The sequence below is a fragment of the Cohaesibacter haloalkalitolerans genome (assembly GCF_003574655.1).
GTDB lineage: Bacteria > Pseudomonadota > Alphaproteobacteria > Rhizobiales > Cohaesibacteraceae > Cohaesibacter > Cohaesibacter haloalkalitolerans.
The window spans coordinates 477878-489864 of sequence record NZ_QNUM01000004.1 but is presented as its reverse complement, the minus strand read 5'-3'; the positions used below and the strand labels follow the sequence as shown (position 1 = coordinate 489864).

General features: G+C 57.3%; 14 protein-coding genes. 4 read left to right on the top strand and 10 right to left on the bottom strand.

Annotated elements, in window-relative coordinates; translation table 11 throughout:
• Nucleotides 1-223 precede the first annotated feature (223 nt).
• The 5 genes from DSL70_RS12785 to DSL70_RS12765 all read right to left on the bottom strand — a co-directional run bounded on the left by DSL70_RS12785 (nt 224) and on the right by DSL70_RS12765 (nt 4840).
• On the bottom strand, nt 224-679 hold the full coding sequence (locus tag DSL70_RS12785) for a molybdenum cofactor biosynthesis protein MoaE (RefSeq protein ID WP_119308293.1): 456 nt from the start codon (nt 677-679) through the stop codon (nt 224-226).
• Between the two features lie 70 nt (nt 680-749).
• Nucleotides 750-1001: a molybdopterin converting factor subunit 1 gene (moaD, locus tag DSL70_RS12780; protein ID WP_119308292.1), complete on the bottom strand. Its 252-nt coding sequence runs from the start codon at nt 999-1001 to the stop codon at nt 750-752.
• Nucleotides 1002-1081: 80 nt separating this feature from the next.
• Nucleotides 1082-1657: a CDP-diacylglycerol--glycerol-3-phosphate 3-phosphatidyltransferase gene (gene pgsA, locus DSL70_RS12775; protein ID WP_119308291.1), complete on the bottom strand. Its 576-nt coding sequence runs from the start codon at nt 1655-1657 to the stop codon at nt 1082-1084.
• A 104-nt stretch (nt 1658-1761) separates the two neighbouring features.
• Entirely contained in the window at nt 1762-3813 is a 2052-nt protein-coding gene (gene uvrC / locus DSL70_RS12770) for an excinuclease ABC subunit UvrC (RefSeq protein ID WP_119308290.1), read from the bottom strand.
• A gap of 112 nt (nt 3814-3925) precedes the next feature.
• On the bottom strand, nt 3926-4840 hold the full coding sequence (locus DSL70_RS12765; RefSeq protein ID WP_205563246.1) for a calcium/sodium antiporter: 915 nt from the start codon (nt 4838-4840) through the stop codon (nt 3926-3928).
• Nucleotides 4841-5273: 433 nt separating this feature from the next.
• On the opposite strand from DSL70_RS12765, the gene DSL70_RS12760 reads away from it, so the two are divergent.
• Entirely contained in the window at nt 5274-5885 is a 612-nt protein-coding gene (locus DSL70_RS12760; RefSeq protein ID WP_119308289.1) for a glutathione S-transferase, read from the top strand.
• A gap of 99 nt (nt 5886-5984) precedes the next feature.
• Here the strand turns inward: DSL70_RS12760 and DSL70_RS12755 are convergent, their stop codons facing one another.
• The 4 genes from DSL70_RS12755 to DSL70_RS12740 all read right to left on the bottom strand — a co-directional run bounded on the left by DSL70_RS12755 (nt 5985) and on the right by DSL70_RS12740 (nt 9153).
• The gene (locus DSL70_RS12755) at nt 5985-6383 is read right to left on the bottom strand and encodes a hypothetical protein (RefSeq protein ID WP_162916662.1); all 399 of its coding nucleotides are present in this window, start codon (nt 6381-6383) and stop codon (nt 5985-5987) included.
• A 289-nt stretch (nt 6384-6672) separates the two neighbouring features.
• Nucleotides 6673-7386, bottom strand: a complete 714-nt coding sequence (locus DSL70_RS12750; RefSeq protein WP_162916660.1) for a ribonuclease T2 family protein — start codon at nt 7384-7386, stop codon at nt 6673-6675.
• 69 nt (nt 7387-7455) lie between these two features.
• Nucleotides 7456-8313 carry a 23S rRNA (adenine(2030)-N(6))-methyltransferase RlmJ gene (locus DSL70_RS12745; protein ID WP_119308286.1) on the bottom strand — a complete coding sequence of 286 codons (858 nt, stop codon included), beginning with the start codon at nt 8311-8313 and terminating at the stop codon, nt 7456-7458.
• Between the two features lie 120 nt (nt 8314-8433).
• Nucleotides 8434-9153: a hypothetical protein gene (locus tag DSL70_RS12740; RefSeq protein WP_119308285.1), complete on the bottom strand. Its 720-nt coding sequence runs from the start codon at nt 9151-9153 to the stop codon at nt 8434-8436.
• A gap of 240 nt (nt 9154-9393) precedes the next feature.
• Here DSL70_RS12740 and DSL70_RS12735 point away from each other — a divergent pair, with 240 nt between their 5' ends.
• The 3 genes from DSL70_RS12735 to DSL70_RS12725 all read left to right on the top strand — a co-directional run bounded on the left by DSL70_RS12735 (nt 9394) and on the right by DSL70_RS12725 (nt 11475).
• Nucleotides 9394-10029: an MBL fold metallo-hydrolase gene (locus tag DSL70_RS12735; RefSeq protein ID WP_119308284.1), complete on the top strand. Its 636-nt coding sequence runs from the start codon at nt 9394-9396 to the stop codon at nt 10027-10029.
• A 62-nt stretch (nt 10030-10091) separates the two neighbouring features.
• Nucleotides 10092-10334: a DUF2164 domain-containing protein gene (locus DSL70_RS12730; protein ID WP_119308397.1), complete on the top strand. Its 243-nt coding sequence runs from the start codon at nt 10092-10094 to the stop codon at nt 10332-10334.
• A 127-nt stretch (nt 10335-10461) separates the two neighbouring features.
• Nucleotides 10462-11475: a DUF1402 family protein gene (locus tag DSL70_RS12725; RefSeq protein ID WP_119308396.1), complete on the top strand. Its 1014-nt coding sequence runs from the start codon at nt 10462-10464 to the stop codon at nt 11473-11475.
• Here DSL70_RS12725 and DSL70_RS12720 read toward each other — a convergent pair.
• The gene (locus tag DSL70_RS12720) at nt 11472-11867 is read right to left on the bottom strand and encodes a septal ring lytic transglycosylase RlpA family protein (RefSeq protein WP_425359359.1); all 396 of its coding nucleotides are present in this window, start codon (nt 11865-11867) and stop codon (nt 11472-11474) included. The two genes, DSL70_RS12725 and DSL70_RS12720, sit on opposite strands and share 4 nt — an antisense overlap.
• Nucleotides 11868-11987: the final 120 nt, after the last annotated feature.

Below are 11987 nucleotides of genomic sequence, written 5' to 3'. Positions count from 1 at the left end.
AACTATGCGCCAATAAGCCTATTCAAAGTTTGCTTTCGCTGGGGGCATCAGGGTTCGCACCTGCAGGATATTCCTGCTTCAGGCCAGTCTTGCATGCCCGCCATACAAGACTTTCATCGCCCAATGTTCCCTTCGTTCGCAGAGCCGTCACTTGCGCGATGGGGCGAGCGCGGGCTGTGTAGGCTTGACGCACGAGACGATCTCGACCTGTTCTTTGTTCCGGCTATTGCCAGCGCAGGCGGGCTTTGTCGTCTTCATCTTTTGCAGCAACCCAGCTGGCTTCGCCTTGCTCGGTGCGTTCCTTCTTCCAGAAGGGGGCGCGGCTTTTGAGGAAGTCCATGATGAATTCGGCCGCTTCGAAGGCGACCTGACGGTGGGAGGACAGGGTGATCACCAGAACGATCCGGTCGCCGGGCATCAAGGTTCCGAAACGATGGATGATGCGAGTGCCGGTGAGGGCAGGCCAGCGGCTGCGGGCCTGCTGTTCGATGCGCTCAAGCTCGTTTTGTGCCATCGCCGGATAGTGCTCAAGTGTCATGTCCAGAATGCGCTGGTCATGCACCATGTCACGGACAAGCCCGGTGAAGGTAACCGCAGCCCCAACCGAGGTGCGCCCGTCGACCAGACGATCGATTTCTGCCGAGATGTCGAAATCCTCACGTTGCAGCGAAACAGTCATGGCGGGTCCTAAGTAGGGTGGGCGGGTCCTGAGTAGGGTGTGAGGGCTGGATGGTCGGGATGCTTTGGTCTCAACCGCCGGTCATTGGCGGGAAGAAGGCGATTTCCTCGGCGGTGCCGACGGCTTCGTCATGCTCGGCGTGGAACTGGTCCAGTGCCACACGCACGGTTTCCGGGTCGGCAAAGGCACGGGCATAGCCTTCACCACGGGACTGCTGCCAGTTGATGAGGTCGCGGACATTCTTGACGCTGGCGGGCAGATCGATCCGCTCTTCATCCAGGCCGATATGCTCTCTTAGCCAGGCGAAATAGACAAGTTTCATGATGGACCTCCCGATGCGCGGTGTGAGTGGCGATCGCTGGCGACCGCCGGGCGGATGGTCGCGATTGCCCTCGTAAACTATCAGTCTTCGAGGAGATATTGCAAGCCTGCCCGGAAATAGTCATACCCGGTATAGAGGGTCAGCAGTGCAGAAATCCAGAGCAGCGTCAATCCGAGATCGGATACAAACGGCCAGACCTTGTCGCCCGCAGGGCCAGCCAGCAGAAAGCCGATGGCAACCAGCTGGGCGGTTGTTTTCCACTTCGCCAGCCGGGTCACGGGTACGCTGACCTGAAGGCCTGCAAGGAACTCGCGCAGGCCCGAGACGAGGATCTCACGGCAGAGGATGATCACGCCAGCCCAGATATGGAACGAGGACAGGGTATGGTCATTGGTGAGCATCAGGATGCTGACCGAGACCAGCAGCTTGTCGGCGATCGGGTCGAGCATGCGGCCAAGGGCGGACTGAAGGTTCCAGCGACGGGCCAGATAGCCATCGAAAAAATCGGTGATTGCCGCCGCGCTGAAAAGCGCCAGAGCTGTCCAGCGAGCCCAGTCATGGGTTGGCCAAAGCATGCACACGACAATCGCCGGAACAGCAACGATGCGGGCAATGGTCAGAATGTTTGGAATATTGAAGGTTTTTGAGCCGGTCATGGCGGGCAGCTCTCTTCTGGGACTGGGTTGGTGGAAACTATCACGCCCCTTCAAAGCACGTCCAGTGCATTCTCGTCAATGCGGCTAACCGGTCGGATGGCAAATCAGCCGTCATCATCGTGGAAATAGGCGTGGATCGAATTGGCCATCTGTTCGGATATGCCATCAACGGCCAGCAGGTCGGAGAGGGCGGCGCTGCGGACGGCCTTTGCCGTGCCGAAATGATGCAACAGGGCGCGTTTGCGGGCCGGTCCGATGCCTGGAATATCCTCAAGCCCGGTCTGGGAAATGGCCTTTGACCGCCGGGCCCTGTGGGTGCCGATGGCAAAGCGGTGGGCCTCGTCACGCAGGCGTTGGATGAAATAGAGCACCGGATCGCGCAAGGGTAGCATGAAGCTTTCCTTGCCGGGCACGAAGAAATGCTCGCGACCTGCATCCCGGTCCGGCCCCTTGGCAACACCAACCATCGGCAGATCGTGGATGCCGAGATCGGCAAGGATTTCGCGAACGGCATTCAACTGGCCAAGACCACCGTCTATCAGCAACAGGTCGGGCCAGGCCGGGTCGGGCATGTGGCCGTTCTTGCTCACATTGCTCTTTTCTTCCGCTTCGCTGGCCGACGGCCTCGGGCCGTTTTCCTTGAGCAGGCGGGAGAAGCGGCGCTGCAACACTTCGCGCATCATGCCGAAATCATCGCCGGGGGTGATGTCTGTCGACTTGATGTTGAACTTGCGATACTGGTTCTTCATGAAGCCTTCCGGCCCGGCCACGATCATGCCACCAACGGCATTGGTGCCCTGAATGTGGCTGTTGTCATAGACTTCGATGCGATTGGGGCGGGCTGGCAGGTCGAATACCTCGGCCACCCCGTCGAGCAGGCGGGTCTGGCTGGATGTTTCGGCAAGGCGGCGCCCCAGGGCTTCGCGGGCATTGGCCAGAGCGTGATCGACCAGCTCCTTCTTTTCGCCCCGCTGCGGCACCAGAATAGAAACCTTCTGCTCGGATTTGCTGGTCAGCGCTTCGGCCACGAGATCCTGTTCCTCAATGGCATGCGAGAGCAACACGAGACGCGGGCAGGGCTTGTTGTCATAGAACTGGGCGACGAAGGCACTGAGCACTTCGACCTCGTCCTGTGTCTTGTCGGCCTTGGGGAAATAGGCGCGGTTGCCCCAGTTCTGCCCGGTGCGGAAGAAGAAGACCTGAATGCAGGTCTGACCGCCGTCCTGATAGCAGGCGAAGACGTCCGCTTCTTCGGTGTTCTGCGGATTGATGCCCTGATGGGACTGGATGTGACTGAGCGCGGCGAGCCTGTCGCGATAGATGGCGGCGCGCTCGAAATCGAGCTGTTCGGAGGCTTCCTGCATGCGCTCGGAGATTTCCTTGCGCACGGTCTGGCTCTTGCCGGTCAGGAACAGGTGGGCTTCCTTGACCAGTTCGGCATAGCCTTCGGGCGAAATTTCCCCTGTGCAGGGCGCGGCGCAGCGCTTGATCTGGTGCAGCAGGCAGGGTCTGGTGCGGCTCTCATAGACGGAGTCGGTGCAAGTCCGCAACAGGAAGGCCTTTTGCAGTGCATTGATGGTGTCATTCACCGCGCTGGCCGAGGCAAACGGGCCGTAATATTTGGCCTTGCGCTTGCGAGCGCCGCGATGCTTGGCGATTTGCGGCGCTTCATGATCCTCACCGATGAGGATGTAGGGGAAGCTCTTGTCGTCGCGCAGCAGAACGTTGAAGCGGGGTCTGAGACGCTTGATCAGGTTTGCTTCCAGCAGCAGGGCCTCGGTCTCCGTCGCCGTGGTGACGAACTCCATGCTGGCCGTCAGCTGGATCATGCGCAGGATGCGGTTGGTCTGGTTGCCGAGGCGGGAATAGTTGGTGACGCGCTTCTTGAGATTCTTGGCCTTGCCGACATAGAGCACATCGCCGTTGGCATTGAGCATGCGATAGACACCGGGGCTACCCGGCAAGCGGCGCACGAAATCGGCGATGATGTCAAAGCCCGTGCGCCGTTTCTCCGGTTCGCCAGCCGTCTGCGGCCCTTCAGGCACAAGAGAATCCTCTGACGTCAGTGCCTCGTCGGCCATCTGGTCGGCTTGCTCCGCTTCCAGAAGCGGGGCATCCGGAGTATCGGTCTGGGAAGTGATGGTCTCGTCGCTCATTGTCTCTGAAGGGGCGTTCCATGATCTGCTCGGGCAGTCTACAGGCTATGACTCGGAACGAAAAGTCAATTCTCCGGGCGCAGGTCTTGTGAGCTGCTGCCCGCAAATGTGGTCAGTGGCTGGCAAAGGCGAGGGCGACATAGCCTGCGTAGGCGGCAACCATGATGGCGCCGCGCGTTCGTGTCAGGGGCATCCTGAAGACGGTGAATAACAGCATCAGCAATGCGGTTGCCACCATCACCAAGAGGTCCATGCCGATCACACGTTCCGGCACATGGATGGGGATGATGGTCGACGTCAGGCCCATGATGGCGAGGATGTTGAAGATGTTCGAACCGATGACGTTGCCGAAGGCCATGGCACCCTGATTGCGGATCGCAGCAACGAGGGTCGTTGCCAGCTCTGGCAACGAGGTACCAAGGGCGACCACGGTGAGACCGATGACTGCTTCGGAGACCCCCCAGGTGCGGGCGATGCCAGTGGCGCCCTCAATGGTGAGATGTCCGCCGAGCGGCAGCCCGATCAGGCCGATGACGATGAACAGGATGGCGACGCCGAGATTTGACGGGGCTTCTTCAAGGAGCTCCTCGTCAACCAGATCGCACGGCTCGCCGCGTTGTTTGCGTGACGTCCAGACCGTCCAGGTAAGAAAGAAGGTCAGCAACGCCAGAAGCACGATGCCGGAAGAAAGGTCAAGAACGCCCTGCAGGCAAAGGGCAGAGAAGACAATGGAAACCGCGATCATGAAAACGGTGCTTGAGCGCGTACCGCTTTCACTGCACTGGGTGGGGCGGATAAGCGCGGGCAGGCCAAGGACAAGCAGGACGTTGGTGATGTTGGAGCCAACCACGTTCCCGATCGAGATGCCGCCAAGTCCCTTGAATGCGGCATCAAGGGAGATGATAAGCTCCGGCGCTGATGTACCAAACGAGACGATCGTCAAGCCGATGATCAAAGGAGGAATGCTCAGGCGTGTTGCGAGGGTAATCGCTCCGCGTACAAGCAGGTCGCCTGCAACCAAGAGCAAGACGAGACCTCCAATGAGGTACAGATACATCATCATGAGTGGGACTTGATCCGTTTAATATTCTGTATTGAGCCGCTGACTTACCTGCCGGGTGGTAAGTTGTCAGATCTATATAAGAATGTTGCAGCTTTATTTAAAGATTTGATGTTTATTTATTTTTGCAAAAATATTTGATAGCTTCGAAAATAATTGCCCCGGTTCGGGGGGCTCCGGTGTGGTGCCCTGTCGCCGTGTCTCGTTGCCCTGCTTGCACGCTTGCTGCTGTCCCTCTATGATCCGGCCAAGACCTCGTGTGGAGATCTTTGCATGATCAGGCACGGAGACAGGGCTGCATATGCCCGGGCTGCCCCGCTTCCCTATTGGCCGCGTTCTTTCATTTCCCTTCCTGCCTCTTCCTCAAATGTTTATCCCAGTTTCAAAGGATGCCAGATATATGATGATACTTCGCTCATCTTCAACATCTCCTTTTGTTCGCAAGGTAATCATTGCTGCCAAACTGCTGGGGCTGTTCGATCAGATCAGCCTGCAGGAGGCCAAGCTGATTGACCCGACCGACAGTCTGAGCCAGCAGAATCCTCTGGGCAAGATACCGGCGCTCATTCTGGATGGGGGAGAGGTCGTGTTCGATTCATCGGTCATCGTTGATACGCTCGACCAGATGGCCGGTGGTGGCAAACTCATTCCAGCCGATCCGGCGCGCCGCAGGCAGGTGTTGACCCTGCAGGCCCTGTGCGACGGCATGCTTGATGCAAGCGTTCTGCTGGTTGCCGAGCAGCGGTTTCGTCTGGAAGCGCAGCGCAGTGCCAAATGGGTGGCCCATCAGACGGCAAAGGTGGACAGGGCATTTGGTGCGCTGGAGGCCATGGTGCCGCAATTGCAGGGGGAACCGGATGTGGGGCAGATCGCTCTTGCCTGCGCATTGAGCTATCGTGATCTCCGTTTCCCCGATCAGGACTGGCGGGCAAACTATCCGCAGCTTGGCCTTTGGCTGGTCGCATTTGAAAAGGCCGTTCCGGCTTTTGCCGAAACGGCCTTCAAGCAATAGCACACATTAATCCGGCGATCTGCGTCGCGCTGGCTATCATCCCATTTGGCCCGCAGCAATGGCGCGGGCCATCGGGGTGTTCATGCTGCCTGCCTGATGCTAGCGCAAGGAACGGCAATAGGCGCCATAGATGCGCCACGGGTCACGGCCCAGAATGCAGGCTTCGACGTTGTAGCCGTAGCCTGCGAAGCCTGCCTTGGCCTCGATCAGATAGTAGATCGTTGTCTTGTGTCCAAGGTCGGTATAGCCGGTGGCGCGACAATAGCGACGGGCGAAAAAGGGCTCGCTCATCTCCTGGGTTCGAGCATGGCGGATGCGGTCGATGGAAACGACCGGATCGCCGGATTTGACGACGTTGGCTTCCGCGATCGACAGCTTGGTGGCAACGCGCGAGAGCACGCCGGCGCCATCGCATTCGGGCAGAATGGCGGCCGACGCAGCGCCAGTCCAGATGGAAAACAGCAGGGCGCCTGCCAGTTTCATCAGTTGGTATTTCATGGTGTCAGCTCCTTTTGACCGGATTTCCTGTGTTGTCTCAAGAGGGCCGGCTGAATGGGGTCAAGGGTAATCGGAACAACGCACGGCAACAACTCAAAGCGCATCTGCCTGTTGCCAGCAAATAACAGACTCTATCAATGGAATAACGTGATCAATGTTCCTGTTTCGCCTCGGGTTCGTCAAGGCTGAATGGGGTGGCTTTCTGCATTTGATGACATGAATAATGCCGCATCGCGATCTAATTGCGACCTATCAGGCCCACAAGGGCAGAAAACGCCGGTCCTTCAGGCTACCGCACAGCGAGAATGCGCAATTTGTCACGCGATCCGCATCGAGCCCGGATAGCCGAAGGACTGCATTGGCGCGGCTTGCCCTTCTTGTCGAGACACAGGCGCACCTCGCTCAGCTTCTGGCGTTTGCAGGTGACAAACAGACTGTCTTCGGGTAGTCCCGGGTTGGCGTCATGGAAGGCGCTTTCGATCTGGGGGACGGTCATCAGCAGCGGCCTATCGAGATCGGCGAGTTTGTCCGGGCGTTTGAGGGCCTTGAAACTCCTGACAGCCAGACGGAAGTAATCCAGCGGGAGGAGCCCCGAACAACTGCCGTGCTTGTCCCATTCGTGACGGATGAGGCTCTCGCTGGGCGAAAATTTCAGCATCTGTTCGACAAGATTGTCGGACGGGTCACGAAAGCGGGTGCGGCAGCGTTCCGGATAGCCTCTTTCATATTGCGGCCACAGACCATGAATGACAAAGCCGTAGGAGCGCTCGGAAAAACACTGCAACTGGTCGCGGTTGCGCCGAGCTTCGTCTGCACAATAGGTCGGCGACCAGGACAGGGTGAGGATATAATAGTCAAAATCGCCCGCTTCATCGGCGGAGGCTTGCCGCACGGGGTCGGCCAGTGACAGGAGAAGCAGGATCGTCAGGGCCAAAAAGACTGCATGGTTCACACTGGTCATCAGGGGCTGAAGGGTCGGGCGGGGCCTGCTTGCGATCTTCATGGGAGTTCCTGCTTGCATCTTGATCGGGAGCCTGTCGGTGGCCCCATCTTGGCGATATCTTGTGTGGGCTTATTGGGGCGGATTGATCCATTCAACCATGGACCGGCGTGCGGTCTGGCCGAAGGTGTCTGCGAGCAGTGGCAACAGGGCCTTCAACTCGTCATGCAGGGTATAGGGCGGATTGATGATGAACAGCCCGGTGCCGTTCAGTCGTTTGGCTGTGTCGAGCTTCTGAATGACCAGCTCCGCACGCAGGATATTGTCGATGCCGGAATCGGCAAGGATCTGGGCGGCGTCATCGACATCCCGACGGGCCTTGATCGGGTACCACAGGCAGTAGATCCCGGTTGCCCATCGCCGATAGCCCTGCAGGAAGGCGTCGACCATGCGGATATATTCGTCCTTTTCCTCAAATGGCGGATCAACCAGCACCATGCCGCGGCGTTCCGCGGGGGGCAGGTCGGCGCGCAGGGCAACCCAGCCATCATCTTCCCTGACGTGGAGCTGGTGGTTCCGGCCCATGGCCCGCTGGAGTGTATCTGCATCCAAGGGGTGCTTCTCGATGAAGGTGGCGCGATCCACCGGCCGGGCCATCATGGCGACCAGTTTGGGGGAACCGGGATAGAGCGTCAGCTCTCCATCCGGATTTAGGCGCTCGATGATATCGAGATAGGGCGCCATGATCCCGGCGACTGCGGGAGGCATGGCCTTGCGATCCAGTGCCAGCAGGCGACCAATGCCGTCCTGCCATTCGCCGGTCTTGCGGGCCTCTTCGCTCGACAGGTCATACTGGCCGATCCCGGCGTGGGTATCGAGCACGAAATATCCCTTGTCCTTCTTTTGCAGATAATGAAGGATCCGCGTCAGGACAATGTGCTTGAGGCAGTCTGCAAAATTGCCTGCGTGATAGATATGTCGATAGTTCATGAAAAGGCACAACCGGGTTGTTAAAAGACTCTGTGCTGCTATGGCTGAGCAACGCCATCCTGTCAAATGCTGGCTTCAGGATTTGAACCGGGGATTGCCCGGTTCCGGGTGATGCTGGGGCTATTTGGCCTTCTTGCCTGCGTCCTTTGCCTCATCCTTCGCCCCGTCCTTGGCTGCATCTGTCGCAGGTTTGTCCGCTGCCGGTGCGCCGGTTGCCACGCCTGCTGCTTCTCCCTTGGCGACTTCATCGACAAACGGGAAGATGATCAGGTCCTTGTCGCTTTCCTTTTCCTCGCAATCGCCGGACAGGCCGACCTGGGCGATGTAGAAGCGGCCGTTCTGCCAGGAATAGATGCTGTATTGGCGACAGGAACTGGCGCTGCCCTGCTTGGGGAACTCCGAGCGCAGAAGCTTCTTGCCCTCGTCCCAGGTCGGTTTCTGCAACTCGGTCGAGGCATACCAGCCCAGCTTGGAATCAAGCTGCGGGAAGGTGATCAGATTGGCCCATTCATCGCGGCCGTCTTCAACCTGATAGATGCGGTAACTGTTGCCATCAAGGCTGGTGGAGCAGATGAGGCCGTAGAAGGTCTGCACGTCCAGATGAATGATCAGGGCCTTTTCGGCCAATTCGGAATCGTCAAATTCAGCCAGCCAGCACCCCATGGTTGCCCGGTGATTGTCAAGAATCCGCTGGGGGATGGCATCGGACTGCGCCTGAGCAGTGGAGGCACAGACAAGGCCTGCCAGCAAAGACAGCGGCAAGAGCAACCGGCTCGGCCATTTCGCGGTAGTCGTTGCCCAACCGGTGGTTCCAACCGGGTCATTTTGTCCAGTGTGCATTTCCGATTCTCCCCTCAGAAGGCAGTTTCAGAATAGCTGACTCGCTGCCAATGGCCAATTGTTGCTGGTCACTTTCATTCCCCATCCCTGCAATATAGCCAGTTTTCTCAAGATTATTTGACATTTGTGTTCAATATTCCTGGTTGCTTTTGTCGATAAGTGGGGTATGGATGGGGCACTCACTTCACTCTGTATCTGCTGTCTGTGACAGCATCATCAAGGCAAACAGGATTCGGTCATATGAAGGTTGCAATCGTCCCCGTGACTCCATTTCAGCAGAATTGTACGCTCATTTGGGATGAGGAAACCGGCAAGGGCGTCGTGATCGACCCGGGCGGAGAGGTCGAGAAGATCCTTCAGGTGCTGGAGAATGAAAAGATCGAAGTGGAGCGTATCCTCATCACCCACGGACATATCGACCATATCGGTGGTGCCGCAGAATTGCGCGATGCACTGGATGTCGATGTGGAGGGGCCGCACGAAGCGGACCGCATGCTGATCGAACGGGTGGCCGAGCAGGCAATCCAGTTCGGTGTGCCTGCTGCCAAGCCATGCGAGCCGGATCGCTGGCTGCAGGATGGTGACGAGGTTGATATTGCGGGGATGACCTTCTCGGTGCTGCATTGCCCGGGCCATGCGCCCGGCCACGTGGTCTACTATAACGAGGACGCCCGCTTCGCCATCATGGGCGATGTGCTGTTCAATGGCTCGATCGGGCGCACCGATCTGCCGGGGGGCAATCATGAAACCCTGATGGCTTCCATCCGCGACAAGATCCTGCCGCTGGGTGATGATGTTGCCTTTGTCTGCGGGCATGGCAATCACTCGACCATTGGTGAGGAACGGCGGAGCAATCCCTTTCTTAAAGGTCTTTGAGGCTAAAAAGGGCGGTCTGGATCGTCATTCTGATCGCCGACAGACCGCTGGCAGGCATTGAAATGAGTGATATCTCGTTTTCCAAAGAAGAAAAACAGCAACTGGTCCAGCTGCTGCAAGATTATTTCAGCGAAAATCTTGAACAGGAAGTGGGCCGTTTCGAAATAGAGTTTCTTCTCGATTACATGATCAAGCAGCTTGGCCCTGTTTTCTACAACAAGGGGCTGCTTGATGCCCGCGCCATGCTGGAAAAACATCTCGAGAGCTATGGGGATGATCTCTATGGTCTGGAGAAAAGCGTATAAATTAAGGGTTTCAGCGCGCTTCTTGAGCGTATGTTGCAAAAATACACTACGTAATGGCGGAAATAACTGATAGGTTCCCTGAAAATTTTTCTCTTAGTTTGATTCCTTTGGAACGTTGGGCAACGAAATGAAATTCATATTTCCAGTGTGTCTTGCATTTCTGGCAGGTACGCTTGCATTCTCTGATATCGAGGCGAACGCCAAGTCGGTTCAGGTTGTGCCTGCAGGCAACCGTTCCAAAGTGCAGCCTGCCATTCCAAACGGCTCTCATCTGCGCACGAATGCCCAGAAGACCTCGTTCGACAAGAAATACGAGAAGGTCCGGGATCTGCTGCAAAAAGACAAGCGTCTGATGGCCAAGATCAAGCAGGCTGCGGACGCCTATGGCATTGAGCCGATCCACATGATTGGTGCCATTGTTGGAGAACATACCTACAATATCAACGTCTTCGACTATCTGCAGACCTATTATACCAAGGCTGCGATCTATTCCGGCATGGACATCAAGTTTGCCTATGACGGGGAAGACATTGATGTATTCCTGAAGCGTCCACAGTTCGAGGCTTGTGACGAGGCCAAGGGATCCTATGAGGTCTGGTCTTGCCGTCAGGCAGTCTGGAAGGACAAGTTTCAGGGCAAGACGGTGGATGGCAAGACGTTCCCGAAGGATCGTTTCAGCAAGGTTTTCTTCCAGCCGATATATGCCGGGCAGACTTTCGGGCTGGGCCAGATCAGCCCTCTGACGGCGCTCAAGCTGACCGATCTCGTGCACGAGAAATCCGGGCTGCCCAAACTTGACGAGACCCATGCCGCCGGCGTCTACAATGCCATCATGAAGCCGGACATTTCGCTTGCCTTCATGGCTGCGATGATCCGCCGGGCCATTGATGACTACAAGACCATCGCCGGGGTCGACATCTCACAGAACCCGGGCATCACCGCAACGCTTTACAATATCGGCGACACCGATATCCATGCCGAGGAACTGCGCGTCAAGATGAAGCGTTCCGGTGGTGTGGTCTGGCCGCGCGAAAACTATTACGGCTGGCTTGTCAATGACAAGGCCGAGGAGCTCGCCGAGATTCTTGACGACCCCTCTGATCACGACAAGACGCGCATTCGTCAGGCCGACGCGCGCTAGCTCAGCCGTTTGAAGCAGACCTTTGTCGTTCCCGCATCCTTGAAGCCAAGCTCCGATGCGGCCGCCCGGGTCACATCCAGAATGCGCCCCTTGATGAAGGGGCCGCGATCATTCACCCGCACAATGACCTTCTTGCCGTTGCGCATGTTGGTGACTTCAATTTTCTGACCCAGCTCAAGGCTCTTGTGGGCTGCGGTCATCTTCTTGGGATTGGCCATTTCGCCCGATGCTGTTCTCGAGGTCAATTGATACCAGGATGCGGTACCGCAATGCTTCATGTCGGCGGCGTGGCTGACATCCTTCAGTACCATCATGAATAAGACGGCTGCGACGAGCCCGATACCGGTTGCTGCTATTCTGTTCAAAAGCTCTTCTCTCACTTTCGTTGTCAATTTTTGCTTAACCCAGTTGTCTGGGGGCAAAGGGGCGAGAGTATGATGACAATGTGATCAATTCGGAATGCTGCATGTTTCTGGGTCTCGGAAGGGCGAAAAAGCGGCTTCTGTTGCATT

Coding starts and splice junctions, on each gene's coding strand:
- DSL70_RS12740 (WP_119308285.1), bottom strand. CDS start 9,153: ATGCACACTGGACAAAATGACCCGGTTGGAACCACCGGTTGGGCAACG.
- pgsA (WP_119308291.1), bottom strand. CDS start 1,657: ATGACCGGCTCAAAAACCTTCAATATTCCAAACATTCTGACCATTGCC.
- DSL70_RS12730 (WP_119308397.1), top strand. CDS start 10,092: ATGAGTGATATCTCGTTTTCCAAAGAAGAAAAACAGCAACTGGTCCAG.
- DSL70_RS12725 (WP_119308396.1), top strand. CDS start 10,462: ATGAAATTCATATTTCCAGTGTGTCTTGCATTTCTGGCAGGTACGCTT.
- DSL70_RS12755 (WP_162916662.1), bottom strand. CDS start 6,383: ATGAAATACCAACTGATGAAACTGGCAGGCGCCCTGCTGTTTTCCATC.
- DSL70_RS12735 (WP_119308284.1), top strand. CDS start 9,394: ATGAAGGTTGCAATCGTCCCCGTGACTCCATTTCAGCAGAATTGTACG.
- moaD (WP_119308292.1), bottom strand. CDS start 1,001: ATGAAACTTGTCTATTTCGCCTGGCTAAGAGAGCATATCGGCCTGGAT.
- DSL70_RS12745 (WP_119308286.1), bottom strand. CDS start 8,313: ATGAACTATCGACATATCTATCACGCAGGCAATTTTGCAGACTGCCTC.
- DSL70_RS12785 (WP_119308293.1), bottom strand. CDS start 679: ATGACTGTTTCGCTGCAACGTGAGGATTTCGACATCTCGGCAGAAATC.
- DSL70_RS12750 (WP_162916660.1), bottom strand. CDS start 7,386: ATGAAGATCGCAAGCAGGCCCCGCCCGACCCTTCAGCCCCTGATGACC.
- DSL70_RS12760 (WP_119308289.1), top strand. CDS start 5,274: ATGATGATACTTCGCTCATCTTCAACATCTCCTTTTGTTCGCAAGGTA.
- uvrC (WP_119308290.1), bottom strand. CDS start 3,813: ATGAGCGACGAGACCATCACTTCCCAGACCGATACTCCGGATGCCCCG.